The organism is Novosphingobium sediminicola (assembly GCF_014196525.1).
GTDB lineage: Bacteria > Pseudomonadota > Alphaproteobacteria > Sphingomonadales > Sphingomonadaceae > Novosphingobium > Novosphingobium sediminicola.
Window position 1 is genome coordinate 244,358 of the sequence record NZ_JACIDX010000009.1, and the last position, 26,549, is coordinate 270,906.

At 61.4% G+C, this 26,549-nt stretch carries 23 protein-coding genes; 10 read left to right on the plus strand and 13 right to left on the minus strand.

The window, feature by feature from the left end; genetic code table 11:
* Positions 1-183: 183 nt before the first annotated feature.
* Positions 184-2,373 (minus strand): TonB-dependent receptor, encoded by a 2,190-nt coding sequence (locus tag GGR38_RS13300; protein WP_183626277.1) that lies wholly within the window; start codon positions 2,371-2,373, stop codon positions 184-186.
* Positions 2,374-2,446: 73 nt separating this feature from the next.
* Positions 2,447-4,018: a carboxylesterase/lipase family protein gene (locus GGR38_RS13305; RefSeq protein WP_183626358.1), complete on the minus strand. Its 1,572-nt coding sequence runs from the start codon at positions 4,016-4,018 to the stop codon at positions 2,447-2,449.
* A gap of 133 nt (positions 4,019-4,151) precedes the next feature.
* Here GGR38_RS13305 and GGR38_RS13310 point away from each other — a divergent pair, with 133 nt between their 5' ends.
* The 3 genes from GGR38_RS13310 to GGR38_RS13320 are packed head-to-tail and all read left to right on the plus strand — an operon-like array spanning position 4,152 to position 7,106.
* Positions 4,152-4,871: a response regulator transcription factor gene (locus tag GGR38_RS13310; RefSeq protein WP_183626279.1), complete on the plus strand. Its 720-nt coding sequence runs from the start codon at positions 4,152-4,154 to the stop codon at positions 4,869-4,871.
* Entirely contained in the window at positions 4,868-6,241 is a 1,374-nt protein-coding gene (locus GGR38_RS13315) for a sensor histidine kinase (protein ID WP_183626281.1), read from the plus strand. The genes GGR38_RS13310 and GGR38_RS13315 overlap by 4 nt, the downstream gene beginning before the upstream one ends.
* Before the next feature lie 40 nt (positions 6,242-6,281).
* A complete protein-coding gene (locus GGR38_RS13320) occupies positions 6,282-7,106 on the plus strand; it encodes an alpha/beta hydrolase (protein ID WP_183626283.1) in 825 nt (274 codons plus the stop codon).
* A gap of 60 nt (positions 7,107-7,166) precedes the next feature.
* Here the strand turns inward: GGR38_RS13320 and GGR38_RS13325 are convergent, their stop codons facing one another.
* Entirely contained in the window at positions 7,167-8,096 is a 930-nt protein-coding gene (locus GGR38_RS13325; protein WP_183626285.1) for a LysR substrate-binding domain-containing protein, read from the minus strand.
* A 123-nt stretch (positions 8,097-8,219) separates the two neighbouring features.
* Between GGR38_RS13325 and GGR38_RS13330 the strand changes: the two genes are divergently transcribed.
* From GGR38_RS13330 to GGR38_RS13345, 4 genes are all read left to right on the plus strand, one after another.
* A complete protein-coding gene (locus GGR38_RS13330; protein ID WP_183626287.1) occupies positions 8,220-8,966 on the plus strand; it encodes an SDR family oxidoreductase in 747 nt (248 codons plus the stop codon).
* Positions 8,967-8,983: 17 nt separating this feature from the next.
* Positions 8,984-10,072 (plus strand): flavin monoamine oxidase family protein, encoded by a 1,089-nt coding sequence (locus GGR38_RS13335; protein WP_183626289.1) that lies wholly within the window; start codon positions 8,984-8,986, stop codon positions 10,070-10,072.
* Positions 10,073-10,139: 67 nt separating this feature from the next.
* Entirely contained in the window at positions 10,140-10,931 is a 792-nt protein-coding gene (locus GGR38_RS13340) for an SDR family NAD(P)-dependent oxidoreductase (protein ID WP_183626291.1), read from the plus strand.
* A gap of 4 nt (positions 10,932-10,935) precedes the next feature.
* Positions 10,936-11,838, plus strand: a complete 903-nt coding sequence (locus tag GGR38_RS13345; protein ID WP_183626293.1) for a glycoside hydrolase family 130 protein — start codon at positions 10,936-10,938, stop codon at positions 11,836-11,838.
* Positions 11,839-11,904: 66 nt separating this feature from the next.
* On the opposite strand, the gene GGR38_RS13350 is transcribed toward GGR38_RS13345, so the two are convergent.
* Entirely contained in the window at positions 11,905-13,488 is a 1,584-nt protein-coding gene (locus tag GGR38_RS13350; RefSeq protein WP_221227100.1) for an MFS transporter, read from the minus strand.
* A gap of 391 nt (positions 13,489-13,879) precedes the next feature.
* Between GGR38_RS13350 and GGR38_RS13355 the strand changes: the two genes are divergently transcribed.
* Together GGR38_RS13355 and GGR38_RS13360 are read left to right on the plus strand one after the other, a co-directional pair.
* A complete protein-coding gene (locus GGR38_RS13355) occupies positions 13,880-15,388 on the plus strand; it encodes a patatin-like phospholipase family protein (protein ID WP_183626295.1) in 1,509 nt (502 codons plus the stop codon).
* A 3-nt stretch (positions 15,389-15,391) separates the two neighbouring features.
* Positions 15,392-17,197, plus strand: a complete 1,806-nt coding sequence (locus tag GGR38_RS13360; protein WP_183626297.1) for a tannase/feruloyl esterase family alpha/beta hydrolase — start codon at positions 15,392-15,394, stop codon at positions 17,195-17,197.
* 32 nt (positions 17,198-17,229) lie between these two features.
* Here GGR38_RS13360 and GGR38_RS13365 read toward each other — a convergent pair whose 3' ends face one another.
* From GGR38_RS13365 to GGR38_RS13380, 4 genes are read right to left on the minus strand one after another with little or no spacing between them, the layout of a single operon-like run.
* Positions 17,230-18,435: an acetyltransferase domain-containing protein gene (locus tag GGR38_RS13365; RefSeq protein ID WP_246404626.1), complete on the minus strand. Its 1,206-nt coding sequence runs from the start codon at positions 18,433-18,435 to the stop codon at positions 17,230-17,232.
* A 58-nt stretch (positions 18,436-18,493) separates the two neighbouring features.
* The gene (locus GGR38_RS13370) at positions 18,494-19,816 is read right to left on the minus strand and encodes an aspartate aminotransferase family protein (protein ID WP_183626300.1); all 1,323 of its coding nucleotides are present in this window, start codon (positions 19,814-19,816) and stop codon (positions 18,494-18,496) included.
* Complete coding sequence (locus GGR38_RS13375) at positions 19,816-20,862, minus strand: phosphotransferase (protein ID WP_183626302.1); 1,047 nt, start codon at positions 20,860-20,862, stop codon at positions 19,816-19,818. The genes GGR38_RS13370 and GGR38_RS13375 overlap by 1 nt, the downstream gene beginning before the upstream one ends.
* A gap of 59 nt (positions 20,863-20,921) precedes the next feature.
* A complete protein-coding gene (locus GGR38_RS13380; RefSeq protein ID WP_183626304.1) occupies positions 20,922-21,584 on the minus strand; it encodes a haloacid dehalogenase type II in 663 nt (220 codons plus the stop codon).
* Positions 21,585-21,943: 359 nt separating this feature from the next.
* On the opposite strand from GGR38_RS13380, the gene GGR38_RS13385 reads away from it, so the two are divergent.
* Positions 21,944-22,417 carry an Lrp/AsnC family transcriptional regulator gene (locus GGR38_RS13385; protein ID WP_183626306.1) on the plus strand — a complete coding sequence of 158 codons (474 nt, stop codon included), beginning with the start codon at positions 21,944-21,946 and terminating at the stop codon, positions 22,415-22,417.
* 107 nt (positions 22,418-22,524) lie between these two features.
* Here GGR38_RS13385 and GGR38_RS13390 read toward each other — a convergent pair whose 3' ends face one another.
* The 5 genes from GGR38_RS13390 to GGR38_RS13405 all read right to left on the minus strand — a co-directional run.
* Entirely contained in the window at positions 22,525-24,657 is a 2,133-nt protein-coding gene (locus GGR38_RS13390; RefSeq protein WP_183626308.1) for a discoidin domain-containing protein, read from the minus strand.
* Positions 24,658-24,736: 79 nt separating this feature from the next.
* Positions 24,737-25,063, minus strand: a complete 327-nt coding sequence (locus tag GGR38_RS13395) for a UrcA family protein (RefSeq protein WP_183626310.1) — start codon at positions 25,061-25,063, stop codon at positions 24,737-24,739.
* A gap of 214 nt (positions 25,064-25,277) precedes the next feature.
* A complete protein-coding gene (locus tag GGR38_RS13400) occupies positions 25,278-26,180 on the minus strand; it encodes a hypothetical protein (protein WP_183626312.1) in 903 nt (300 codons plus the stop codon).
* A 112-nt stretch (positions 26,181-26,292) separates the two neighbouring features.
* Positions 26,293-26,421, minus strand: coding sequence for a hypothetical protein (locus GGR38_RS24440; RefSeq protein ID WP_281379414.1), 129 nt, complete (start codon positions 26,419-26,421; stop codon positions 26,293-26,295).
* 23 nt (positions 26,422-26,444) lie between these two features.
* Positions 26,445-26,549, minus strand: a 105-nt coding sequence (locus GGR38_RS13405) for a 4Fe-4S dicluster domain-containing protein (RefSeq protein WP_183626314.1), incomplete at its 5' end; no start/stop codon positions are given.

Sequence of the window (26,549 nt, forward strand, 5' to 3'; positions counted from 1 at the left end):
ACGACCGTCTCCGTGCAGGGCTGCATCACGCACGCATTGAACGAGGTCCGCAATGGGCCGAATTCCCCCCTTTGCCCACTCCAGGGGCAAACCGACGGCGCGAGGGGACGCCATAATCCATGCAAAGGCCGCAAGCCTTGCCGATAAAGGCGGGTGCGACAGAACATCGCACCCGCAAAGGATTCAAAAGCGATAGGTGCCCTGCACGCCTAGGGTGCGGGGCGCCTGAAACTGCCATGTCTGGGCAGTGATCAGGCTGGTGCGGTTGATGCGCGCATAGACCAGAGCGTCGGTGAAATTCTTGACAAAGGCCTGAAGGCGCCATGGCCCCTGTTCATAACCGATGGTGAAATTGCCGACCGCAACTGCGGGTGCGCGCGTGTCGGCCCGGTTGACGAAATCGAAATAGACCTGCGACGAATAGCGCCCATCGAGCCGCAGCGTCACCTTGCCGTGGCCCAACGCAATGTCTTGATCGATACCCCCGGCAATAACCACATCGGGGGCATTGGGCAGACGGTTGTCGCTGATGTTGATCAGCGTGCCCGAACCATCGTCAACTTTGGCCACATTCTTGTCAAAGCGGCTGTGCAGCAAGGTGGTGCTGAGGTCGATATGGGTGGAGGAGGTCAGCGCCGCACGGGCGAAGATTTCGGCGCCATACGTATTGGTCTTGCCCGCATTGATCGTTCCGGCCCCCAGACTGCGTGGCAATGTGGCCTGAAACCCATCAAGCACCTGATAGAACACATCGGCATTGAAGGTCAGCCGCCCGTCGAAGAAGCGGTTTTTCGAACCAAATTCAAACGACTGCACCGTTTCCGGGCCGAACTGGTTGTTCGGATTGGTGGGATCGGTGCTGAAGCCCCCGGGCTTATAGCCGGTATCGAATTTGGCATAGAGCATGTTCTGGGGCGTAACGTCCCAATCCAGCCCCAGCCGATAGGTGAATTTGGAGGCCGTTTGCCGACCATTGGCGGGCGTATTCTGCACAGGCGGCGTTCCGGCACAGCCCAAGGCGCCATAGAGGAACGAGGGTATCCCGGCGATATCGCAGCGCAGATCATTCGATCCGGTGCGCGTCACCGAATCCCACGAATAGCGCCCGCCGACGGTGGCCTTGATCGTGGGCGTCACGGCATAGGAAGCCTGTCCGAACAGAGCCTTGGACATGGAAACCACGTTATAGTTGAACCTGATCACATATTGATCGGCATAGGTCCCGCTCTTGATGATCTGGCCTGAGGTCAGCGGACCATTTTCCTCCCGGAAATAGAAGCCCCCCATCTGGATATAAAACCGATTGGCGGTGGAGGTGGCAAAACGAACCTCATGGTTTTGCGTGCGCACATGCTGATCGGTGCCGAACTGGGTCAGCACAAAGGTGCCGGTCGGATCAACGCCCGATGTGTCGCCCACGCGCCGATAGCGGGTGTTGTCATAGCCGCCCGCATAGGTCAGCGTCCCGTCAAAGGGCAGGTTGTGCAGATTGGCCACCCATGTCACGCGATCCACATCGGTTCGGATCGAGGTCGGCTCATAGCCAGCAAAGCGTTTGGGATCGCCGGTGAAGGTCGAACCCAGCGTACCGATCGCCTGAACATCGCCCACGCCGCGCTGCTTGTCGTGCTGATAGCTGACCAGCAGGTCGAAGGCGCTGCTCGGCTCCCAATAGACCTGCGCGCGGCCCGAGGCCGAGCGATCATCATCCCCCCGCCCGTTCAGGCCCGTCAACTCCCGATAGCCGTCGCGCGACCGGCCAAAGGCGGCAAGGCGGATGGCCAGCGTCTTGCCGATGGGCAGGTTGATCGCCCCTTCTCCGCCGACCAAAGCGTAATTGCCAGCAGTGGCCGACACATAGCCCTCGGCCTTGCCCAGCTTGGGCTTGGCGGTGATAATGTTGACAAGGCCACCGGTGGAATTGCGGCCAAACAAAGTGCCTTGCGGACCTTTGAGGATTTCCACCCGCGCCAGATCATAGAAGGACAGGCCCAGCGTGAACGGACGGTTGGTGAAAAAGCCATCACGCGCAACGCTGACGCTGGGATTGCCGACCTCGGTGGTATTGGTGCTTTGCGTGCCGCGCACGCCGATAAAGGCGGTGCCGGTGTTATTGGTGATCTGGAGGCTGGTGTCGACCGCCTGTAGGGCGTTGATATTGGTAACATCGCGCTGCAACAGATCCTTGCCCGAATAGACCGTCACCGCCAGCGGCGTTTTCTGCAACGTGCTTTCCGACCGCATGGCGGTGACGACAATATCGGAATTGGCGGGCGCCACCGACGCGGCATTCTGCGCGGCGGCGGGTATGGCTATCAAGGCAAATGCGAGCGCGCCAATGCCGCCCGAAGCCTTCAGGACGTGCGAATTCATGGAATATCCTCCCCTTTTTTAATTCGGATTATTGCCCGCCAGCCCAAGGCAGGGCCAGCGGGGTGCCTGTTGTTCAGAACAGGGAAAGCTGGCCGCCGCCGGTCACGAAATCGCGCAAGGCCATGAAGCGTTCGAGGCTCGATACGCCATGGCGCAGTCCGCCATCCGGCCCGATGGCCATGACGCGGGCCTCGCTGCTGCCGGTGCGCGGCCAGACAAGGTTGGGCAGCGAGGGGTTGCCGGTCTTCATAAAGGCCAGCCAATGGTCCTGCATATGGCGCGATACGGCCTCGTCTGCCGCCGTAAACACGCGTCCGCCTTTGCCCAGAGCGCCCATGACATAGGGTACTTCGGCGGTGTGAAACGAACCGAAGCTCTTGCCGCCGAGGGACGGATAGGGCTGCGTAAAGAGATAGGTGTAAACCGGCTGCCCGCTGTTGGCGGCGCGCCCTTCGGCCCACAGCACGAGGTTGGCCATATAACGATCACGCGCCAGCAGCCGCGACGAGGCCTCCGCCTCGGCATCGGTGGCATGGGGATAAAGCGCGATCAGCCGGTCGGCCACAGCGCCATAGCGCGCCTTCACATTAGCCTCGAACACCGCAGGCGTGATCTTCTCGCCGGTTGGCAGCGCCTCATCGGCGTTAAACCCGGTCATGAAAGGCACCAGCGACTGCACCGGCGCCTTCACATCGCCCGGATCCCCCGCCAGCACCACTCCATCATTGTTGGGCGCAAACGAAATGGCAGGCATGCGCATAGTGCCTGAGGTGGACGGCGGCGGAACATTGGTCAGCTTTTCCAGCGTGGCGGCGTCGATCTTGCGCAGATCGGCAATGTTGACGGCGTGGACCTTGGCGGCAAGGTCAGCGCCGACCTTCTCCGCCTCAGCCAGCGGCGCGGAGCGGATGCCGATGCCCGACCCGCTCTGCGCAATGGCGCGCTGAAACAGCCCCTTGGCCAGCGGCGAAAGCACCAGATCATTGACCGCCGCCGCCCCTGCGGACTGGCCCGAGATGGTGACATCATCCGGATCGCCGCCAAACCGGGCAATATTGGCCTTCACCCATTTTAATGCCGCGATCATGTCGAGCAGGCCATAATTGCCCGAGGAAGCCATGCCGGATTCGCGGGTCAGTTCCGGATGGGCCAGAAAGCCGAACACGCCCAGACGATAGTTGATGGTCACCACCACCGCCCCGCGACCGGCCAGATTGCGGCCCTCATAGACCGGGATCGTGCCCGACCCGCTGCCAAAACCGCCGCCGTGGATATAGAAAAACACGGGCAGCTTGCCGCTCGCCTTTCGCGGGGTCCAGACGTTGAGGTAAAGGCAGTCTTCCGAGACATTGCCCTTAATCATGAATTCCGCGCTATAGGGGCCAAACGCCCCCGGCGGGCCTTGATAGCATTCGGCCGATGGGCGCGTGGCATCGCGCAAACCCTGCCACGACGCGGCATTTTGCGGTGCGCGCCAGCGCAGATCGCCCACCGGCGGGGCCGCGTAAGGGATGGCGTAATAGGTGCTGACCGCGGCATCATCGATGCCCTTTACCATGCCCCCTGTCGTCTCAACCGTCCCGGCCTGCGCTGAACCGGCCGCGCACAGCAGCACCGCCACGAAAAGTCGTGCCTTGCCTTGCATCTCTCTTCCCTTTTTCATTATGGAACCTTAATTCCAATTTGATGGCATGGAGCGCAGGGCAAGTCTTGGGCCGGTATGTATCAGTTTGTCTCATCACCTCATCGGAGGCGAAAATGTGATGTATGAGAGGGGCATGTCTGATGCTAAACAACAATGCGTCCTGATCGTCGAGGATGATGGCGACTTACGCGAATTGCTGGCCAACCTGCTGGATCAGGCGGGGATCGCCAATGAATCCGTCGGCACGCTCAGCCGTGCTTCGGCCCGCATTCGCGAGGCGCCGCCCGCGCTGGTCCTGCTCGATGTGATGCTGCCCGATGGCGATGGTCTGGCCTTTTGCGCGCAATTGCGTCAGGCCGGGTATGCCAACAAGATCATGATGCTGACGGCCAAGGGTTCCGCCATCGACCGCATTGTCGGGCTGGAGGGGGGCGCCGATGACTATCTGGCCAAACCCTTTGAATCGCGCGAATTGCTGGCCCGCATCCGCAATCTGTTGCGCGGGGCCACGGCATGGCACAGCATGACCACCGGCAAGCTGCGCTATGCCCGCTTTGGCCCATGGCGGCTCGATCTGGTCCAGCGCCGACTGGTCACCTCCGATGATCGGATCGTGATGGTCTCGACCGGCGAGTTCGACCTGTTGAAGCGCCTGATCGACGCGCCCCGGATCGAACTGAGCCGCGAGGACCTGATGCCCGAGCGGCGCGAGACGGTCTATTTCGACCGCTCGCTCGACAATCGCATCTCGCGCCTGCGGAGCAAACTGGCCGGTGAGCGCGATGGTTCGCATCTGATCATGACGGTGCGCAATCGCGGTTTCATGCTGGCGGCCGATGTGAGCTACGAATGATGTTTCGTTTCAACACGCTGGCCGCGAAAATGACCTTCATTCTGGCGCTGGGGTCCAGCATCGCCTGCACGCTGGCATTGTGGGGAGCCGAGGAATACCGCCGCCGGGGGGTCGAAGCGGTCCAGTACGGCAGTCTGGTGATGAGCGCGGAGGATATTGCCTCGCGCTTCGCCCGCGACGAGGCCAAGACCACGCAGGATCTGGAGCATGGCAGGATTTTCGGCGCCCGCTTCCTGCGCCATCTTCCCCCCGATGCCGGCCCCGACGATCACCTGACGGCCATGCTGCGCCAGAGATTGCCGACGACCAGCGCCGCCATCGGACTGCACGGCAAGGTGGCCGACTGCATTGGCGATTATCACGCGGTGCAGGCGTCCGGCGCGCGGGGTTTCTTCAAGGACCTGCCCGATTGCTGGCTGGTGGTGATGCGCGCGCCCAGCGGGCGGCCCTTCATCTTTGGCCTTCCCGTGCTGTCGGCCCGGCATGGCGGCGGTCTGGCCTTCGCGCCTTCCGCGCTGGCGATCACCACTTTGGCCAGCCTCATCATCGCCAGTTTCGTCGCCCGGATGACGCTGAATTTCATGCGGCGCCTGAAGGACGCCACGCGCCGCTTTGCCGAGGATATCAACGCCGCGCCCATTTCCGCCGATGCGCCGCGCGACGTCAGCGACACTTACGATGCCTTCAACGCCATGCAGCAGCGCATCCGCACGATGATGCTGGAACGTGATGACATGCTGGCGGCCATCAGCCACGACCTTCAGACCCCGCTTACCCGCCTGCGTCTGCGGGCCGAAGCGATGCCTGCATCCATCGAGCAGGCCAAGATCATTGCCGATGTGGCCGCAATGGAGCGGATGGTCGGCGATGGGCTGGCCCTCGCACAATCGCGTGAATCCGCTGATGACTGGGCCTGGCTTGATCTTGACTCTCTGCTGACCAGCATTGTCGAGGATGCGCAGGAGGAGGGAAAAGCCGCAAGCCTTGGCCGGGTCGACAAGGTCTGCGTCAGAGTCAAACCCAGCGCGCTGGCCCGCTGTCTGCAAAATCTCACCGACAATGCCTTGCGCTATGGCGGGTCGGCCGTGCTTGAATGCATTCACGAAGAGCGCATGGTCCAAATCGTGATCCGCGACAAGGGGCCGGGCATCCCGCCCGATGATCTGGAACGCATGTTCCTGCCCTTTGTGCGCGGCGAAGCCAGCCGATCACGGCAGACCGGCGGCACCGGCATCGGCCTCACCATCGCGCGCGCGCAGGCCTCGACTTTCGGGGGCAGCGTTGCGCTGGCGAACACGCGCGATGGTCTGGCCGCCACCGTCACGCTGAGCGGGGCCGTAGCATCGCCCGATGGATTGCAAAATACTTGAATGTCGCCCTAAGCTGCCCGCGCCACATTTGAGGTAAAACATGCTGAATGCTGACTTGGTCTGGCCCTTGAGGGCAAAAACGCCTGCGGTGACGTTTGAGGATCCGACCTGCGCGCCCGAGATCGCGGTCGTAACCGGGGTTGAGCAGCCGGTGCTGCTTGGCTTTCGCCCCGCCCGGCCGAATGGGCGCGCGATGCTGGTGCTGGGCGGCGGCGGCTATGTCGCGCTCATGGCCGGGCGCGAAGGTGTTCAGGTCGCACACTGGCTGACGGGTCTTGGCTTTTACGCCTTCGTCCTGCTGCATCGCTTTCCCAACGCCACCCATGGGGTTTCAGCGCCCCTTGACGATGCGATGGAAGCCCTACGCCTGATCCGCGCCAGCAGCCTTGCCCCCGATGGCCTCGGTGTCGTCGGCCTGTCATCGGGCGGGCATCTGGCGGCCTGCCTGTTTGCGGCCTATCCTGAGGAATGGCCGCAGCCATCCCCGCCGACACGCCCTGATCTGGCGATCATTGGCTATGCGCCGATTTCGACCAACGCCAAGGGCCGCACGATCATCCCCAACAAACCACCGCTGCCTCCGATCGAAAAGCAGGCCTTCTATGACAGGCTTCAGCCCGACGCACAGCTTTTGTCCTCGCCACCGCCTGCCTTCATTGTCTATTCGGACAGCGACCCGGTTGTGCCCATAGAAAATGCGCTCAGGCTCCGCGCGGCATGGCACGCCGCCGGAGGTTCCACAGAGCTGCATATATTCGCTGATGCGCCGCATGGCTTCGCGCTTGATACGAAAAACCAGCCGGTCTCCCTCTGGCCTGTTTTGTGCGAGGCATGGCTGCGGCAGGTCGGTTTTCTGGGAGCATGATAGGCCCAGGCACGGCGGCGGGATTTGCCGTCATCCGTGCCGGACCGCCCCGATCCGGCCTCAGTCCGACTGCGGTGAGCTGCTGGAATGGGCGGTGTGGACCAGCCAGTCATGAAACGCCTTTACCTCATGGCGCCGCAGCGCCTTGGGGGCCGCCGCTGCAAAATAGGCCCATGCCACGGGCCAGCGGCAATCCGGCATCAGGTGCAGCAATCTGCCCGCCTCCAGGTCTTGCATGACTAAAGCCCTACGCACCAAGGCCACCCCGCGCCCGGCCAGGGCGGCCTGAATAACGGCAGAGGTGGAATTGATCTTCAGCTCTCGCGATGCGGTCGTCTGGTTGGCCCCGCTGCGCGCCAGCCAATCGGACCAGGAAGGAAAATCCCCGCCCGGATGCGGCGTGGCGTCATGCACCAACACCTGTTCGGCAATCCAGCCGGCGGTGGGCGCCTGATCCGCGGGCAACAGGCGCGGATGGCAGACAGCGATGATCTCCTCGCCCATCAGACGGGTTGCGCGCACGCCCTTCCAATCGCCAAGGCCGCAGCGGATGCCGATATCCGCTTCGCCATGAGCCAGATCGATAACCCGGTCCGAAACATCAAGGCGAACATCGATCGAGGGATGCAGCGCGGAAAAATCCTCCAGCCGGGGCAGCAGCCAGTTGGCCACCAAGGCCTGAGATGCCGTGACCAGCACCACCGAGCGCGCATGACGACCGCGCAGTTTGCTCAAGCCCGCTTCGAGCAGATCAAGACCCTTGGCGATATCCTCAAGCGCCTCGCGCGCCTCGTCCACCGGCGTCAGGCGCTCCGCCCCTGAGCGCGAGCGGCGAAACAAGCGATAGCCCACCCAATCCTCCAGCGAGCGCACCAACTGACCCACGGCGGGGGGCGTCACATCCAGTTCGGCGGCGGCACCGACAAAACTGCCGTGGCGAGCGGCGGCCTCGACGGCCTGAAGCGATTTGAGGCGGGTGAGATGGCGCATATCATGGCCAATAGACCTTGCGGGCCTCACGAGAAAGTTTTTCTTTCTTTGCGATGTTGTTCGATTGCCTCGTCTCGCGCCCCCCCTTCCTCCATGGCGGGCCACCACGACAAGGGTTTGACCATGACGCTCCAAGACAAGACAGCACTGATCACCGGCGGCTCCAGCGGCATCGGGCTGGCGAGCGCCCGGGCGTTGCGGCGCGAAGGCGCACTGGTGGCGATCACAGGCCGCCGTCGCGACGCTCTGGAGGCGGCGCGGGCCGAACTGGGGAGCGATGTTCTCATCATCGAGGGGGATGTGTCCAATCTCGATGACCTGCAGCGGATGCGTGACGCAGTGGACGCGAAATTTGGCCATCTCGACATTCTGTTTGCCAATGCGGGCCTTGCCATCGCAACCCCTTTGGAAACATGCGACGAAGCCACCTACAGCCGCATCATGGACATCAACGTGAAGGGAACCTTCTTCACGGTGCAGGCCGTGCTGCCCCTCATGCGCGAAGGCGGCTCGATCATCCTCAACACCTCATGGCTCAATCAGGTGGGCGCACCGGGGCGGGCATTGCTCAGCGCCTCCAAGGCAGCGGTGCGAAGTTTTGCACGCACCATGGCGGCCGAATTGCTGCCCCGCCGGATCCGCGTGAACGCCATCAGCCCCGGCTCCATCGAAACCCCGCTCCACCGCCAGAGCGGCCAGAGCGAGGAAGCGTTTCGCGCCTATGCCGAGCGTGTGGGCGCACAGGTGCCCATGGGCCGGATGGGGCGTGCCGAAGAAATCGCGGCCGGAGTGGTCTTTCTGGCCAGCGATGCCTCATCCTATATGTTGGGGGCAGAAATGGTGATGGATGGCGGCCGGGCGGAGCTTTGACTCATAAGGATGAAACAATGACACAAGCAGACGTGGCGATTATCGGCGCGGGGGTGGCGGGGCTTCGGGCGGCGGGTCTGCTGAAAAAGGCAGGCCTTGATTGCGTGGTCCTTGAAGCGCGCGACCGATTGGGCGGGCGCATCATTACGGTGGATGCCCATGGCCACCCCAGCCCGGATGGATTTGATCTTGGCCCTTCGTGGTTCTGGCCCGACACCCAGCCCGATATCGGCAGGCTGGTGGACGAACTGGGCCTTGGCTCTTTCCTTCAGCACAGCCAAGGCGATGTCGTGTTCGAGCGCATGTCGCGCGAACCATCCCATCGTTTCCGCCCGATCCGGCAGGAGCCGCAATCGCGCCGCCTGCTAGGGGGATCGGCGGCGCTGATCCGCGCTTTGGCCGCGCAGGTTGAACCCGCCCGGATTCGCCTGAGCACAAAGGTGACAGAGGCACGCCTGAGCGATGATGGCGTGGTGCTGATCACACGCGACAGCGGCGGGCGGACCGGCCTTGTGCATGCCGGGCGCATTGTGGCGGCGGTTCCGCCCCGCTTGCTGGCGGCTACGGTGCAATTTCTGCCCGCCATGCCCGATCAGACCATGGCCCGTTGGCGCGCCACGCCGACATGGATGGCGCCCCATGCCAAGTTCTTCGCCTTTTATGATCGCCCCTTCTGGCGCGAAGATGGCTTGTCCGGCACCGCGCAGAGCATGGTCGGGCCGATTGTGGAAATGCATGACGCCACAACCGTGTCGGGAGCAGCAGCGCTGATGGGCTTCATCGGTGTGGCCGCCGAACAACGGGCCGCGCGGGGCGAAGCGGATCTGACGGGCGCATGTCTGGGCCAATTGGCGCGAATCTTTGGCCCGCAGGCAAAATACCCGCAGGCAACGTTGATCAAGGACTGGGCAGCAGATCCGCTGACCGCGACCGACGCGGACAGATTTGCCGGGGGATACATCACACCATCCGACGAACCATGGGTGACCGGCATTTGGGCCAGCCGCCTTGTTCCGGCAGGCAGTGAGACAAGCCCGGTTGAGCCCGGCTATCTGGCAGGCGCGGCGGTGGCGGCGGAGCGGGCGGCCCAAGCCATTCTGACATGAAACGCCAATCGACCGCCGCAAAATCCTGTTTACGGCACCTTATGCCTATCCGCGCATTTCAAACGACATGCCCGATTTCCAGATCCCGTTTCCAAACCGATCCATCGCCATCGTGACCGGCGGCGAGTCCGGCATCGGCCGGATGGCCACGCTCAAGCTGGCGCGCGCCGGTGTGCCTGTCGCCTTCACCTATTTGCGCGATCAGGACGCCGCCGATGCGGTGGTGGCCCAGATTGCGGCGCATGGCGGGCGGGCCATGGCGATCCAGACCGATGTCGGCAAGGAAGAGGATGTCGAAGCGCTGTTCAGCGTGGCAGAGCGGGAATTTGGCGTGGCCGATCTGCTTGTCAATGCAGCGGGGCTCAACATGTCGGGCATTCTGCTGCGTGATATGGCGCTGGCCCAGTTTGACCGGCTGTTGAAGGCCGATCTCTACGGCCCGTTTCTCACCTGCCGCCGCTTTGTCCGTGCGCTGACGGCGGCGAAACGGGCGGGACGGATCGTCAACATTTCATCGATCCACGAGAGGGCCCCGCGCCCGGGCGGCCTTGATTACGATGTGGCCAAGGGCGGCCTTGCGCAATTGACGGCGACTCTGGCGCTGGAACTGGCGCCCCAGCATATTGCGGTCAACGGCGTGGCTCCGGGCATGATCCTGACCCCTATGAACCAGAGCGCGCTTGACCATCCGGCAGAGTTGAAGGCGAAGGAGGCGGCTATTCCATGGGGGCGGGCAGGCACACCCGAGGATGTGGCCCATCTGATCCTCTTTTTGCTGTCGCCTGCCGCCGACTATATCACGGGCGCTACGGTGACCGTTGACGGCGCGCTTTCGCTGACCGTGGCGCTGGGGGCCTGACGCGATGGCGGCCTATGTGGTGGAAGAATTGCAGGACGTCACGCTCGATATTGCCGGGCCGGAGGGGCGTCTGGCCCATCACGATCTGATGAGCCCCTTTGTCTGGCAGGACGGTGATCTTTATCGGCTGCTGGTGCGGGTGCTGCCTCGCCCGCTTGGCCCGCAGGACCCGACGGGGGTGATCTGGTCGGGGGCCTCGCAGGATGGCCTGTGCTTTCAGATGGCACAGGCGCCGACCCTTTCCCCAGGCAGCATGGCCGATGATGCCGGAGGGTGCGAGGACCCCACGTTGGTTCAGGCCGGAAACGATTATCTCATCTATTACACCGGGGTGGATGCCGGTCGCTCTCAAGGCGCGCTGCTGCTGGCGAAAGGCAAGGACCTGATTGATCTGACATGGCAACGGGTGATGCTCAAGGCCCCGCCGGGCGAGGGCAATATCAAGGAGGCGACGCTGGTTCAGGGAAGCGACGGAGAGTTTCGCCTGTTCTATGAATATGCCAAGGACAATGCATCGCGGATAGGGCTGGCGGTGGGGCCAAGCGCCGGAGGCCCCTGGACGGTGGTGAAGGACCCCTTTTCGGTCCGTGACAGCGCCTGGGACAATTGGCATCTTTCGACCGGTCCCGTCGTGCAGCTGCCAGGCTGCGACCCTGTCATGTTCTATAATGGCGCCACGATGGATGCGCGCTGGCGTATCGGGTGGATCAGCTTTACCCCCAATTTCAGCCGCGTCACCGCGCGCGGCATAGAACCCTTGCTGGTGCCGCCCCCTGCCCGCGACCGGGCCGACACCGACATTGCCTTTGCCGCCTCCTGTGTGGTCGGCGGTGATGACATATGGCTCTATTATTCACTCGAAGACCGCATCTTGCGGCGTGCGCGGATCAGGCGCTATGACCGCTGAGGTCATCCAAGCGGCGGGCAATGCAGATGGAGGAAGGCGCCGGCCGGGAAAGCGCGCGATCCGCGCCTAGGTGGAAGCCTCAAAGATCAGGTCGTGGGCCGCGTCCAGATCACGCAGATCGCGCCCGCGCGTTTCCCGCCCGAACCATGCTATCAGAAAAAGCGACAGCAATGTAGGCAGCATCACCAGCAGCGATGATACGCGCATCGAAAGCATGATGCCGCTGATGGTCAATCCCTGCGCCAGCAATCCGCCGCCCTTGGTCCAAGCCGCCACCCAGCCCGTGGCGCGCCCGCGCACCCGCAAAGGAAAACTCTCGGCCGTATAGGGCAAGACAATGGCAATGATGCCGTTCGTGCCGACGATCAGCAGAGCAACAGGCAGGACCGGGCTGCCGCTGCCCACCAGTTCCAGCCGCAGGACCAGCCCCAGTCCGAGCAGAGTCAGGACAATCATCGATGTCAGCGACCACTTGGTGCTCCACCGGCTGTAAAGCAGCGCGGCGATGAATACCGTCGGAAAGGCGATCAAGGCGCTCTCGGCCAGAAGGCGGCTGGACAGGCCCACCGAATAGCCTTTCGCCACCAGATCGGCGGGAAGCCACAGCAAGAGGCCAAAATTGATCAGCCCCCAAGACAGCGCGCACAGGCTGAGCGCAGTCAGTTTGCCGTAAAGCTCAAAGCCTACGAGCGCATGGGACCCGCGCGGTCCGTTTTCCGCCACGGCATTTGCCCGCCGCGCCTTGGCCCCAAACCGGCGCATCACCGCTTCGGCTTCCTGCACACGATCACGCGCCAGCAGGAATTTCGCCGACTCCGGGATGAAGGCGCCCAGCAAGACCAGAGTGAGCCCCGTCGGCAGATTGGCCAGCCAAAGTATCCGCCAGCCAAAGACCGGCTGAAGCAAGGCCGACAGGCCGCTGGCCGCGAAATAGCCGCCCACCGCGCCCAATCCGCCCACCAGCACCAGACTCCAGCCGCGATGCCGGTTGGGCATCATTTCGGCCAGCAGCGCATAGGTCACCGGCAACATGCCCCCCGCCGCAGCCCCCATCATGAAACACATGGCGATATTCCAGGCCAGGCTGGGCATGGCCCCGCAAATCGAAGTGCCGACAAACATCACCGCCGAGAGCAGGATCGATGCCTTGCGTCCATAGAGATCGGCTATCCACCCCCAAAGCACCGATCCCACCACCGTGCCCGCCAGCGCGAAAAACGGCACCAGAGAGACGGTCTTTTTAGGCACGCCATATTCGCTGATCATGCCCGGCACCGTAAAGCCAAGCGAGGCCGGTTTCATCACATCGATGATCAGGGCCAGCGTAAGCACACCCATCAGGCCCCAATGCGCAGGGCCCAGATGGGCATCCTCGGGCGCGGCCACGACAATGTCGGCGGCCTTTTCGCGCTGCGCCGCCACATCACGCGGCAACAACCCATAGGCGGCCACCCCTGTTCCCACAACGATCAGCGCCATGCCGAAAAGCATGGCATTGTCCATCGGCATGCCCGCCAGTTGATAATTCATCGCCCGCGCCATCGAGAACATCGGCCAATGAGCGCAAACGCCCAATGTTACAGCGATGCAACCCGCAATAAAGGCCCATACCGCCTGTCGATCCGATAGCGTGCTTTTCATCTGTTCCATTGGCCTTACCTCTCCCGTGGGGACGGTGATAATCACATCGCGGGTCAAGGAAAAGCCGCAAGGGTCTCCATATGGCCATGTGGGAGGCAGAAATGGCGAAGAGATATGTCACTATTTTGAGCCTTGCCGATACGGCAAGGGCCGGTTGGGCTGCATCAGCTATAGAACTGACCTTGAAAACTGGAACTGAGCCGGATGACGACAGATTGGCGGCGCCTCAACAGCCAATTTCGGCTCATTTCGAATGTGGCCGCTTTACTCTCCGGCAAAGCAGGCGCATTTTGCTTTGATTGTCATTCGATATAAAAGACCATTTTCGTTAAAATGATGGATTCAACCTTTAATGAATACTTTGCCTTGCGACGGTAAAATACCAATAAGCGGAGGTATCATGAAATTCTCTCGTCCTCTATTGGCCGCCTTGATATTCTCGCTGCTCGCCGCCTGCGGACATCAACGCCCGGCGCTCAATGGCAATATCGCCATTTCGGCCAAGCGCATTCCCGCCAACCTTAACGAGCAAATGACTGGAAACGGCACGGCAAGACCTGTCGGTATGCCCGCCGCCCCTGCGCCACAGCCGGTTCAGGGCGCCCGCCTGTCCGCCTTCGCGCAAACTGTGATCACCGCTCGCGACCGAGACATGAGCACCCATGCCGGAATTTGCGCCGATCTGATGCAAAAGGACATTTCCGGCGATGCCGGAAAACCGCTGGCCAAGGGCTATGCCATAGTGCTGTCGGGCGGCGGTCCGCATGGTACATTTGGCGCGGGCCTGTTCCTCGGCTTGCAGGACAAGGGACAATTGCCGCCGGAACCCGAAGTGGTGACCGGGGTGAGTACAGGCTCGCTGCAATCAACCTTTGTGTTTCTGGCGCGCCAGCCTGTGGCAAAGGACCGGGATTACAGCTGGATCAACCCCAAAGCGCTGCCTTTGCACAGTTTGCCGGGGGCGGGCAACCAGCCGCCTCTGGTCAAGGGGCGCAGCAATCTTGAAGACCTTGCTTTGGCCTATAGTATTGGACGAGAAGGTGAAATCCTCAAACTTGGTTCCTTGGGCGACCTCTCGCTGATAACCGACGGCGCCCGCGCCCAGCTTACTCCTTTACGCAAACGCCTGTTCAGGATGATCAGCCCCGACACTATCACCCAGCTGGCCACCGAAGCCTGTCGTGGCCGTGTGCTTTTGGTCGGAGTCACCGATGTGGACGACGGCAATGGCTACGCCCTCGACCTGACCGGGCTGGCGCTCAAGGCCTTCGAAGGAGAAGCCAGTCAAACGCGCATGACTCTGGTGCGCAACACCTATGTCTCCGCGCTGATCGCTTCGTCATCCGTGCCGGTTGGGGCCATGCCGGTAACGCTGCGCTATCGCGAGTTTGATGACGAGGACAAACCGTCCGATATTGCCTCGCGCCAGCATATGTTCATCGACGGCGGCGCGCGTTTCGGGGTATTCCTTCCCAAGGGAAGCGATGGGTCTGATCTGACCCTGATCGTCAACACTTTTCTGGATACGCCGCCGTGGACGGAGGGCGATCCCGCGATCCCGACCACGAAATGGAAATTGATCGGGCTGGGCCTGCGCACCGTCAACGATCTGCTGGAAACCCAGATCTATAATCTGTCGGTGGGGCAAGTGGAGGCCGCAGCGGGCAAACTGTCGATGGCCTATCTTTCAAACCAGAACATCGTGGCCCCCGATGGCCGACCCGGTGAAAACCCGGTGGCGCATGTCTATCTTGGGCGGACCTGCGGACAGTGGCAAAGCGAGGTCGACGCTCTGCATCACCCTCTCCAATTTTTTCCCGATTATATGGCCTGCCTGATCGATTATGGCCGCAGCCGTGGCAATCTGGCGCAATGGAACCTGACCAAGCCTGAATTAAAGCATCAGTGATGCATGGAGGCGGAATTTCAGGAATACCGGCTGGGAGCGCTGCAAGTCATGAACCGGCTGCGCTCTCATCGCGGTCTTTCTTTGCGGAAACGCGGGTTCGGCCGTATCCAACCGGAACCATCCGACGCCCTGATGCGTGGTGAATCGGGAAAAGGGGGAGATGCAATGAGCAGCAAACGATTTTTCGCAAGCTTGACCGTCACGACATGCGTCAATGTCTTTGCCGTGACGGCCTGCCATGCCGCTGCGCCATCTGTCCGCACCGCCTCCGACGCCTGCGCGGGGCTGGCCGGCATGTCGATCCCCGCTTCGAAAATCGGATTGCCGAGCTCTGGCGCGGTGGTCAGCACCACGCGGCTTGTTCTGCCGGACTCATCGAACGCAAATGGCGAATTCTGCGAGGTGAAGGGCTTCATTCTGCCCGCGTCCCCGGATGCGCCGAAGATGGAGTTTGAAGTCAACCTTCCAACTGTCTGGAACCGCAAAGCGGTCCAGCTCGGCGGCGGCGGTTTTGACGGTGTGCTGGTAACAGGTCTGGGCCATGCGGCGCTGCAGCCGGATTCGGTGCGCAATCCTCTGGCGCAGGGTTATGTCACTCTGGGCAGCGACGGCGGACACATGGGAGCAGCCGGTTTTGACGGCAGTTTCGCCCTTAACGACGAGGCCTTGCTGAATTTCGGCCAACAGTCCGTGAAAAAGACCCATGATGCGGCCATGACCATCATCAGAGCGCGATATGGCAGCGCCCCCAAGCGCTTCTATTTCATCGGCGCATCGCAAGGTGGGCACGAGGCGCTCGATGCCGCGGCGCGTTATCCCGCCGATTATGACGGCGTGGTGGCCAATTATCCGGCCTATAACGTGACCATGCTGCATCTGGGATCATGGAATGTCGGCAAGGCCCTCTACGAAAACGGCGGCGCGGGATGGCTGAACCCTGCCAAGACCAAACTGCTGACCGACGCGGTCTATGCCGCCTGCGACAGTCTTGACGGAGCCCAAGACGGGATCATCAGCAATGTGAAGGGCTGCAACAGCCGATTCAACATCGCCACCGTTCGGGCCAAACTGCGCTGCGCCGACGGCAAAGACACCGGGGACGTGTGCCTTTCGGACGCGCAGATTGCGGCGGTGGAGAAGATCACTTCCCCGTTCCGCCCCGGCTTCCCGATTGCCGGTTCCGAGGTGTTTCCGCGCTGGGCGCTGCTGGAAGGTTCCTTGTTCCACGGCCCCTCGACACTGGGCTTGCGGCCCGTTCCCACCAATCCGCCGACTTCAGCCGATCCGCTGCTCTACAATGCCGGTTCGGGCACCATAAAATATGTCATTACCCGTCAGCCGGGGTTCGATCCGCTCGCCTTCAGGCCAGATGAGTGGAAAGCGCGCGTGCAACAGTCGGGACAGATCATGGACGTGACAGATGTCGACCTGACGCCATTCCGTCGCAAGGGCGGCAAGATCATTTTGACGCATGGCACTATTGATGACTTCATCACCCCGCACAACAGCGAGGCGTATTACGAGCGACAGCTCGCCCGCCAAGGCAAGGTCAATCTCCAATCTTTCATGCGCTTCTATGTGATACCCGGCTTCGGCCACGGATTTGGCCTGTTCAACGCCCGGTTTGACGGTCTTGATAAGCTCAACCGCTGGGTGGAAACGGGCCGCGCGCCCGACCGCCCCATTGCGGTGGATGCCAACAAGGACGCCTACCGCACACGGCCTATGTGCGAATTTGGTTTCTGGCCGCGCTATCGCGGAACCGGTTCGGTGGACAGCGCCGCCAGCTTCACTTGCGTTCAGAACTAGCGGAACCCGAAATGCGCCCTGAAAAGCCGCCCTCAGAAATATTTGAGCCAAACTATGTCGCGGCGGCGGCGCTTCAGGCGGGCGTACCAGGCGGTCGGGATATAAAGCGGAACTATCAGGGCCACATACCAGACCAACACCCAACCATAACTGTCAAACATGTAGGCCTTGCCATTGTTCGGCCCCCAGATCGCCAAAGCGCTGTGATAGAAAATGCGCAGGACCGTAAGGTGAAGCAGGTAGAAGAACATCGGGGCGCCGCCAAACACGGCAAGCGCAGCGACCAGCCGCGAAGCGTTGATCCGTTCAAACAGGGCCAGCAAAAGCGCGCCGGTGCCGAGCGTAGGCAGCAGGAACAGCAAAGATGGCGGATATTTGGTCATCGAGATAAAGCTGATGATGGTGCGGACCGCATCGCCATCGACCACATGCCATGGCCTGTCGCCATAGATGTTGAGCAGGCGCAAGGCAATAAAACCGCCGATCATGCCAAAGCCGAGCAGCAGCAGTCGCCGCTGTCGCAGATCAGGCGCGACATCCGGGCGAAACCAGTTGCCGATGCCAAAACCCAGCGAAATGACGCCCAGCCAAGGCAGGATAGGATAGGTCGTCTTGGTCACAAAGCCGAAGGGAAGAGCAATCGTATCTCTTTGGTGCAGCACCGCCCATAGCGGAAACAGCGCGTCGCCTTGCGTCAGCCGGATCGGATCGAGCAGATTGTGGAAACCGACCACGATCAGGCCAAAACCGATCAGCGCGGGGCGTGGGAGACGCATCAACACAGACAGCGCGATCATGCACAGACCGATGCACCAGATCACCTGTAGCCAAAAGGTTGGCTGGGGCACAATCCCCCAATAGAGCGGCGAGAGATAGGCCAGCTCAATGGCAATCAGCAGAAAGCCCCGCTTCAAAAGATAGGCGGTGGTTTCCTCGACGGTATGATTGATGCTGAAAAGATAGACGCCTAGCCCCGTCAGCGCCACAAAGATCGGAGCGCAGAAGCTCACCACAAAACGGGCATAGCCTATGATGGGCAGGATCGTATTGGCGTCGATCGGATCGGTCACCACATAATTGACGAACCATGTTTCGCGCAAATGGTCCAGCAGCATGAGGACCATCACGAAACCTCGCAGCGCATCAATATTGGCGAGCCGGAGACCCGCCGCAGACGCCGTTTTTTCGGGCGTAACCATACCGACAGAGCCGGAAAGAGCGGGAATACTGCTCGCCATATGCTTCACCTCTATTCTTGGGCGGAATATTTATGTCGTGCCAAAGATGACCATCGATTCAAACCGCCAGTGCCTCGTCCAGTACGTCGACGAACAGATCGACATTTTCCCGACTGAAGATCAGCGGCGGGCGGATTTTCAGGATATTGTGATCTTTCCCGCATGCGCTGATCAGAACGCCATTGTCGCGCATCGCATTGACCACGCGGGTGGTGCGCGCCCGGTCATTGGCTTGCGTTTCACGGTCGGAAACGATGTCTGCCGCGACAAACAGCCCCGCCCCGCGAACATGGCCTAGACAATCATGGCGCGAACGCAGCGCAGATACACGCTCAAGCAGATAGGCGCCCACATCACGGGCATTGTCCATGATCCGGTCGCGCCGGATGACCTTCAGGACGGCGGCGGCGGCGGCGCATGACACGGCATTGCCAGCAAAAGTGTTGAAATAGCGCGAGTTGTTGCCGAATTTTTCAACGACATCGTGGCGCGTCAACAATCCCGCAATCGGCTGTCCGTTGCCCATCGGCTTGCCCAGCGTGACAATGTCGGGATCAACACCATGTCGCTGAAAGCCCCACATGTGGCTGCCGGTGCGGCCAAAACCGGGTTGAACCTCGTCGGCCACGAAAATGCCGCCCGCCTTGCGGATCGCCTCGACGGCGCCTTTCAGAAAGCCGGGCTCTTCGGACAGGATTCCATCGCTGGTGAAGATCGAATCCACGATCAACATAGCAGGCTGGATGCCATGGCGCTTAAGATCGGCAATGGCGGCCTCCACGTCGCGGGTGAAGCGCTCGGCAACATTGGGGCCGCTGCGATAGGCGGCGGGCGCCGCCACGGTGCGGACATGGGCGCCCAGAGGAACCGCAGTGCCAAGGGTCGGGGAGAATTGCGAAACGGCATCGGTAATGCCGTGATAGGCGGTTTCGGTGATGATGACGCCCGTGCCGCCCGTGCGGACCTTGGCGATGCGATAGGCCAGATCATTCGCTTCGCTGCCCGAGCAGGTCAGCATCATGTGCGACAGATCAGACTGCACTGTCGACAACAGACCTTCGGCAAGTTTGAGAATGGTTTCATGCAGATAGCGTGTGTTCGTGCAAAGCGTCGCGACCTGTCTGGTGATCGCCTCCACCACATCGGGATGGCAATGCCCCAACGAGACGACATTGTTATAGGTGTCGAGATAGCGGCGGCCATCGGCATCATAAAGCCACACGCCCTCGCCCCGCACAAAATGGAGCGGCTTTTGATACATCAGCCGATAGGCCGGGCCCAGCAGGCGCGTGCGTTGCTCGACCATGCGCGCTTCATGAGGGTCAAGCTCAACCTGGCCGGGGATGAAGGCGTTGACTGAGGACAGGTCTACAACACTCATTATTCGTCTCCTGACAGGCAGAATTGCAGCAATTGTCGGCTTGCCTCATCGCGGGAAAGGCCCGCCAGATGGTTCAGCCCGGCCCAGGCAAGGCCGTTGTTGCGCATGATATATTCGCGATTTTCCGGATAACGGGCGGCGCGCCATTCGGTGATCAAAACGGTAATCATGAACCGCGCGGTGATAAGGTCGAGCAGAACCGCCTGCTCTGCCTCGTACAGCGGCAGCACCTCGTGAAAGCCTCCGATAATCTCGGCGGCGCTGAGCAGGGGATCGGCCCCGTCGGCCATTTGATAGGCGGCCGCCGTCGCGATTTCCCCCACCAGCGGGGCATGGACGACATCGCCAAAGTCGATGATCGCGGCAATCTGGTCGGTTTGGGCCGGGTTCACCAGCACATTGCCAAGATTATAGTCATTATGAATGACCTGCGCCCGCAGAGACCGGAGTTGCGGCAGCGTCTCGGTTTGATACTGCGCCATAAAGCGCTGCATCAGCCTGCGGCCCGATGGATCAGCGACGCTGTCGATCATGCCGGTCAAGCGGTGGGCCGCTGCGACATTCCACAATATATCATGCTGCGCGGCAGGGTGCGCAAAGCCTTCGAGCGCCTGATCCAGTCTGGCGAGGGTTTGGCCAAGGGCCCGCCGCTGCGGCGCCGTCCGTCTGGATTGCCCGAGTTGCAATCCGGGCAGGAAAGTCAGCATGCGCAGGATGGAGGCCCGCCCGTCATCAAGCGTGATCGGCATCTCATAAGATCCGTCAAGCGCGGCCACGGGGCGCGGCACCGACAAGCCTGAAGTATTACCCGCCAGGTGATTGAGAACACAGGTTTGAAGATTGACAATATCGCGGGCTTCGGCAGGGTTCGAAACTTTCAGAAGATACTGGCTGCCGTCCTGACCCACCATTTTGAAATTGCGGTCGCGCTCTCCGGAAAGGTCAGAGGCCATCAGATCGCGGCCATAGAAACGCCGGGCCAAGACTTGCGCATCCTGCTTGGTAAGCTGCGGCGGCTGGGTGGTCAGAGTGGGGTCGAGCAGCATCTTCCGCCTATGTTTTATGGGCTGCGATGCGGCTTTTCGCCTCGCAGCCGGTTCTTTTGTCAAAGGCCAAGCAGGGCGGGGAGTTCGCTGAAATCCCTGATGCGGGTGACGCCGTAGTGATCGGTCGGCGCCTCATGCCCGCGATCCACGAAGACCTTCGCTCCAAAGCCCAGATCATGGGCGGTCATCAGGTCATAGCGCGGGCTTGATGAAACATGCATCATGTCCTCGGGCGCGCAGCCCAACCGATCGAGCATATATTCAAACGGGCGCATCAGTGGCTTGTAGGCCCCCGCCTCCTCGGCCGTCAGCACTGCATGAAAAGGCACACCGATATGGCGCGCGCTGTGCGGGATCAGATCCACCATGCTGTTGGAAAGGATGACCAGTGGATAGTGTTCGGCAATCAGGCTTAACGGCCCCGGCACATCGGCATGGGGCTGCCATGTGGGCACGGCGTCATAGAGCGCCTGCACATCGCGCGCTTCATATGGGACGCCATGCTTGATGCAGGCCCGCTCGACGGCATTGGCGATGACATCGTAGAACGGCTTCCACGCGCCCAATACTTCGTCCAGGCGATAGGCGCGGAAGGAATCGATGAAGTCATCCATTCCGGCCGGGTCGATCCGGTCTGAAAAAATCGTGCGCGCGGTCGGCCCCATGATAAAGTTGATCATGGTGCCATAGCAGTCGAAACTGATGTATTTGGGCCTGAACATGAAAGATCGCACCTTGCTTTTCCTGACAAGAGCAAGATTAGACCCGAGGCAGCATGGCGTTCTGCCGTTGTCGCGGCGGCCGGAAGGATTTTATCCTGCCGCACGGCCTTGCGACGAAACGGGTCCGGAGCATTGTGAACTCAAGAGCTGCATGCATCCTGACGCGTATCCGCATGCGCGATTCGATCCGTTATTCCAAGCGGCATAAAGTTGGCATTTTTGAATCCGGCGCTGCGATTATCTGACGTTTCCGCCGTATTTCCCGGTGGAAACTGCGGCCGCGACAAGCCTAAATTTGACCGTGTTTACCGCTGCCGATTTTCTGGCGCAAAAGCGCCGGCGGTCCGTTAGGGAATGAAATGGAAAAGCTCGATCAGATCGATTTCAAGATATTATCCTATCTTCAGGAACATGGCCGCGTGACCAATGTCACGCTGGCCGATGCGGTCGGCCTTTCCACCAGCCCTTGCCTGTCGCGGGTGAAGAAACTGGAAACCCTTGGCTACATCAAGTCTTACGGCGCCCGTATCGCGCTCGAAATGCTGGGTGAATATGTGACAGTGTTCACCGAAATCAAACTGACAGGCCACCGCGTTGCCAATTTCGAACGCTTCCTTCAGCGCGCCCGCAATATCCGTGAAATCGTCGAATGCCATCATGTGACCGGCGGCTATGATTATCTGGTAAAAATCGTCGCGCGCAATGTCAGTCACTATCACGGCATCATGGAATCACTTTTGCTAAGCGACGCAGGAATAGGAAAGTTTTCCAGCTATATTGTTCTGGGTACACCGATCATTCGGGAAGGCTATCCGATAGAGGAGCTTTTTTGACCGATTTTTCAACCGGCATGTCTATACGCCAATAACCAGGCACGGATCTGTCGGTCACCTGAAATCGCACGGGTTTCGGCCTCCATTTCCGAAACCCGCGCCATCGATCAGGGCGCGATCACAGCCGCCAGAGTCATTGGCTTCAGAACTAAGTCTAGATTGCGCATATGGGACGACGTGCTTACCGGCGGGACGGAACGGGCCGGACGGCTGAGCGGCCCCTGATCGATCCAGGCATATTGGTCAGGCCCGAAGAGGCTGACATTCACGCGACCGGCGATCGGGCGCGTTTCCCCTTTCGCGTCCCGAGCCATGATATGCAGATCGACCGTGCGATCCGGACTGCGGTTGATGGCCAGCAGGCCAAGCTGTCCGTCAGGGCGACGAACAGCAAAGATGCGGACCGCCGGATCGGAGCCCCCCGAAATCTCAACCGGCAAAAATTGATGCATGCCTTTGGACATCAACCAATCGCCGGTCAGCAGGCGTGCGGTGTGATAGCTGGGCAAAGGTGTGCCCGCCTGTCCGTTACGGTCCGCCATGTGCAAGGCCATGTTTCCATAACCGGCACAGGGCATGTTCTGGTTGACCGGCACGTTCGGACCATAGCCGAACAGATAGGCGGCGCTGCCCCCCTCGCTCAAGAACTGGCCAAGGATGTTGGCCATCAGCAGGGCGCTGGGCATTTCCGCCATGGCGCGTCCGGAATAGGCGGAAAAGCCGTATTCGGTGATAATCCGGGGAATTTCCGGCCCCACCCCCTCGGCGGTCAATCGCGCCATCAGGCGCTCCATCAGGCGATCTTCCTCGATAAGCTTGACGGGAATATCGTGGCAGATGTCATCGAAGGGGTAGAATTCGAAAGAGTAGAATTGCAGGCCCGACAGGCGGCCACGCTCCTGCAAAGCCCGAATGAAGTGGTGGTTCCATGAGCGGTCGGGGTCCGAATTGAGCCAGGTTTCACTCAACGCGCTCTGGGAACTGGGGCCGCCGAAGCGGATGGCGGGGGCGATGGGCCGCAGCCGGTCCACCCATGCAAGGTAGAGCGCGGCATAATCGTCCGCATTGCCAAACTGCCCGTCCGGCTCCTCCCCCAATTCCACCTGGGTCACCGGATAGTGCCGCCAGCGCACATAGCGCAGCGCCGCCCCCGCATTCTCGGGCGTGTCGTACAGCACGCCCACCGGCAGCATGATCGGTCGACCGTTGCCAAGACCGCTGTGAAACACCCGGTCCAGTCCGGGCTGTTCAAGGCGAGGATCGCGATCCGTGGCGCGGTGCCACGGATCGGTGGAGGAGACATGAGTGAATGTCTGCCCCGTCTTGTCGGCGGCATGGCGGACCAGATCGACCAGCCTGCCATCCGGCCCGATCCGCCCGGCGCCGATCTCGCGCACGGCAAAACCGGCCCGGTCGCGCCAGTCCCTGGCCCCCGGCGGCGCGGTATGCGATCCTTGTTCGAGCAGAACCCGCAGATATTTGACGCTGACCGGGTGTTCGGCCAGTTTCAGCACGACATCGCCGCCCGTCCCGCCGGTCAGGACGCCATGGTCAAAGGTGACCCAATGCGCCCCCGGCCCATAGTCATTGTCGCTCGACCAGTACTGGACCTTGTAGGCAGTGGCATAAGGCGTGCCCCAGGCGATCCGGACAGCGTCAATATCGACGGGGTTGTCAAAGCGGAGCAGCAACCATTGCTGATGCGGTCGGCCATCCTTGAGGAAGGCGGCATCGAGATAGGGATTGGACTTCCAGAAGCTGGTTTCGTCGCCGTCGGTCAGGCGGGAGTAATCGCTATCATTGGCATTATCGATCGTATCGCCCCGACGCGGGAGCTTGTAGCCCCATGAGACACGGATCGGCTTCTTTGCGCGGTCGCTTGATGTCCAGTAGCCCTGCTGGTGGGCGGGATCGCTCCATTGCCCCTCGGGATTCCAGTGCCAGTTCTCGATGCCCAGCTCAGTGCGCAACCGATAGGTCAGTCGGGTCAGCCGGGCACTGCGCATTGCGGCGACATTGTGCCGGGTCAAAAGACGATCTGCCGCGCCGCCGATGCCGCCATCGATCCCGGCCCCCAGAGCTTCGGTCGGATCAAAGCGACGGCCCGACGTATCCTCTGTATGGACTACGAGGGAAACCGGCAGGGTGTCCTTGCCGAGCAGCGGCGCCTGATCGAGGCAGGCAAGACCAAGCAGGATCGGCAGAAGGCGACGACGGCAGATTCGGAACGGAAAGCGCATGCGCTAATAAACGTCCGAAAGCAGTAATCAACAGGCGTAACAGCATGAGCCGGGCTGGGCCCGCGTTTTGGAGCTTCGATCAATGGATCACAGGCAGCCCGCGCGCGGCCAGTTTGATTTCCGCGCCCGACATGGCGCGGGCGCGGCATGCTCTTTGTTCATACACCGCGCGCGGAGCGCTGAGCCCGTCACCGGCATTCAGACATGCTTGGGCGGCGGCCTGCACGATCCGCCGATGCAGCGCGGCCTGCCCGGCCGTTGAGCCCAGATTCAGATCGGCATAGGCCACGGCGACCGGCGTAGGCTGCACGGCAGGATCGGCCGGATTGAGGCTGCCGTAGGCCAGAGCAGGAGTGATGCTGCTGCCAAGAGCGGCGGCGGCAAGCGTGATGATGATCTTGGCCATGGATCTGCTCCTGCGTTGGGCCTGCCGAACGGACAGGCGGTTGCGCGCTCGCAGCCTTGCGGAGGTCGGGCACGCAGGTTGTCGGGAAATTCTGCTTCATCGGCGGCGCAAAATCGCTGAAAAAAACGAACCCTTGCCCGTCTCGATGATAGAATTAGCGCGAAATTGCGGCTGCCCCAATGGCACATTTTTGACCGCCTGCGCTTCGTTCTGCTCAGGCGGCGATGCCGCCTGCGGCACGGTCGCGCAAAGTCCGCGCCGCCGCGCCCAGATAAACGATCACCTTGGTCGCAAAGACCCATTCCACCGCCGTTCGGCCCGCAGGGGTAAACAGGACCGCCCGGTTCTTGACCGCAATCAGGCCCGCCGTCTCTCCCGCCGCCAGCATCCGGCGGACATGCATCCGCGATACCTTGAACCGGCGCGCCTGCGTGGCGATCGCGAAGGGAACGGCCGCATCCGGCGGGAAGACGCGATCAGGCGCCGCATCAAGAAGCTGGTACAGGATCTGGGTTCCGGCATTACGGTGCAGGAACACGTGATGATAAGCCTCGACATCATGGCCTTGACGGGTTTCACAGAGGAAGCCGTGCATGAGATGCCGGATGAAGCTGTCGAACACGACCGGATTTTCGATGTCTGATGCGATTTCCCCGGCCGCCGGGGCAAGGATCGCCAAAGCTTCTGCAAGCAACGCCAGATGCCTACGATAGGTGGCCAGAAACTTCTCCGTGGCGAGATAGCGCGCCGGTGCGCCAGCCTCCCTCACCGGCACAGGCTCCACAAAGCAGAGATAGATCATGTAGTGGAGAAGTGCACGGGCTCGTCCGGGACTGGCCAGCCCGAATTCCGCCATCAAGGTCTTCAGACGCGGCAGAGATATCCCGCCCGACATATGCAGATGCGCAGCCGCCAGCGCAGCGACCTTTCGTCCGGCATCCTTGAAAATTCCGTCCAGGGCCGGATCGTCAGCAGCGGCTTCAAGCATGGTTCGGATCAGCCGGCGGACTGCGCGCGGATAGGCAGGATCTTCGCGCAGGCGGGCATAGCTGTCGGGCGGGATGGCCGCCCCCGTGTCCCATGCGAACAAAGAGGCCAGTGCTATGTCTGCGCTCATTGTCGCCTATGGACCTTCATGAACGCGTGGCCGCCCGTCTCCGCCATCACGCCAAATGCCCCTTCTTCAGCAGCAGCCTCATATCGATGCCCGCTGTGACCGAACACGGCCCTCAGACCGCGATGCAGACGTCACCCCGGTCGACGGCCTTGACCGAAGCTATCATCGAGCCCGCAGGGAAGGAAGCCCGTTCCTCAACGGCAGCAAGGCCGGGCAAGGCGATGACATGGATAATCAGCATTCATCCCATCAATGCAGCCTTCTTCACATATTCGGATAATTGGGCCCGCCGCCGCCTTCGGGCGCGATCCATGTGATGTTTTGCGTGGGGTCCTTGATGTCGCAGGTTTTGCAATGGACGCAGTTCTG

Coding starts and splice junctions, on each gene's coding strand:
- GGR38_RS13300 (WP_183626277.1), bottom strand. CDS start 2,373: ATGAATTCGCACGTCCTGAAGGCTTCGGGCGGCATTGGCGCGCTCGCA.
- GGR38_RS13305 (WP_183626358.1), bottom strand. CDS start 4,018: ATGCAAGGCAAGGCACGACTTTTCGTGGCGGTGCTGCTGTGCGCGGCC.
- GGR38_RS13310 (WP_183626279.1), top strand. CDS start 4,152: ATGTCTGATGCTAAACAACAATGCGTCCTGATCGTCGAGGATGATGGC.
- GGR38_RS13315 (WP_183626281.1), top strand. CDS start 4,868: ATGATGTTTCGTTTCAACACGCTGGCCGCGAAAATGACCTTCATTCTG.
- GGR38_RS13320 (WP_183626283.1), top strand. CDS start 6,282: ATGCTGAATGCTGACTTGGTCTGGCCCTTGAGGGCAAAAACGCCTGCG.
- GGR38_RS13325 (WP_183626285.1), bottom strand. CDS start 8,096: ATGCGCCATCTCACCCGCCTCAAATCGCTTCAGGCCGTCGAGGCCGCC.
- GGR38_RS13330 (WP_183626287.1), top strand. CDS start 8,220: ATGACGCTCCAAGACAAGACAGCACTGATCACCGGCGGCTCCAGCGGC.
- GGR38_RS13335 (WP_183626289.1), top strand. CDS start 8,984: ATGACACAAGCAGACGTGGCGATTATCGGCGCGGGGGTGGCGGGGCTT.
- GGR38_RS13340 (WP_183626291.1), top strand. CDS start 10,140: ATGCCCGATTTCCAGATCCCGTTTCCAAACCGATCCATCGCCATCGTG.
- GGR38_RS13345 (WP_183626293.1), top strand. CDS start 10,936: ATGGCGGCCTATGTGGTGGAAGAATTGCAGGACGTCACGCTCGATATT.
- GGR38_RS13350 (WP_221227100.1), bottom strand. CDS start 13,488: ATGGAACAGATGAAAAGCACGCTATCGGATCGACAGGCGGTATGGGCC.
- GGR38_RS13355 (WP_183626295.1), top strand. CDS start 13,880: ATGAAATTCTCTCGTCCTCTATTGGCCGCCTTGATATTCTCGCTGCTC.
- GGR38_RS13360 (WP_183626297.1), top strand. CDS start 15,392: ATGGAGGCGGAATTTCAGGAATACCGGCTGGGAGCGCTGCAAGTCATG.
- GGR38_RS13365 (WP_246404626.1), bottom strand. CDS start 18,435: ATGGCGAGCAGTATTCCCGCTCTTTCCGGCTCTGTCGGTATGGTTACG.
- GGR38_RS13370 (WP_183626300.1), bottom strand. CDS start 19,816: ATGAGTGTTGTAGACCTGTCCTCAGTCAACGCCTTCATCCCCGGCCAG.
- GGR38_RS13375 (WP_183626302.1), bottom strand. CDS start 20,862: ATGCTGCTCGACCCCACTCTGACCACCCAGCCGCCGCAGCTTACCAAG.
- GGR38_RS13380 (WP_183626304.1), bottom strand. CDS start 21,584: ATGTTCAGGCCCAAATACATCAGTTTCGACTGCTATGGCACCATGATC.
- GGR38_RS13385 (WP_183626306.1), top strand. CDS start 21,944: ATGGAAAAGCTCGATCAGATCGATTTCAAGATATTATCCTATCTTCAG.
- GGR38_RS13390 (WP_183626308.1), bottom strand. CDS start 24,657: ATGCGCTTTCCGTTCCGAATCTGCCGTCGTCGCCTTCTGCCGATCCTG.
- GGR38_RS13395 (WP_183626310.1), bottom strand. CDS start 25,063: ATGGCCAAGATCATCATCACGCTTGCCGCCGCCGCTCTTGGCAGCAGC.
- GGR38_RS13400 (WP_183626312.1), bottom strand. CDS start 26,180: ATGAGCGCAGACATAGCACTGGCCTCTTTGTTCGCATGGGACACGGGG.
- GGR38_RS24440 (WP_281379414.1), bottom strand. CDS start 26,421: ATGCTGATTATCCATGTCATCGCCTTGCCCGGCCTTGCTGCCGTTGAG.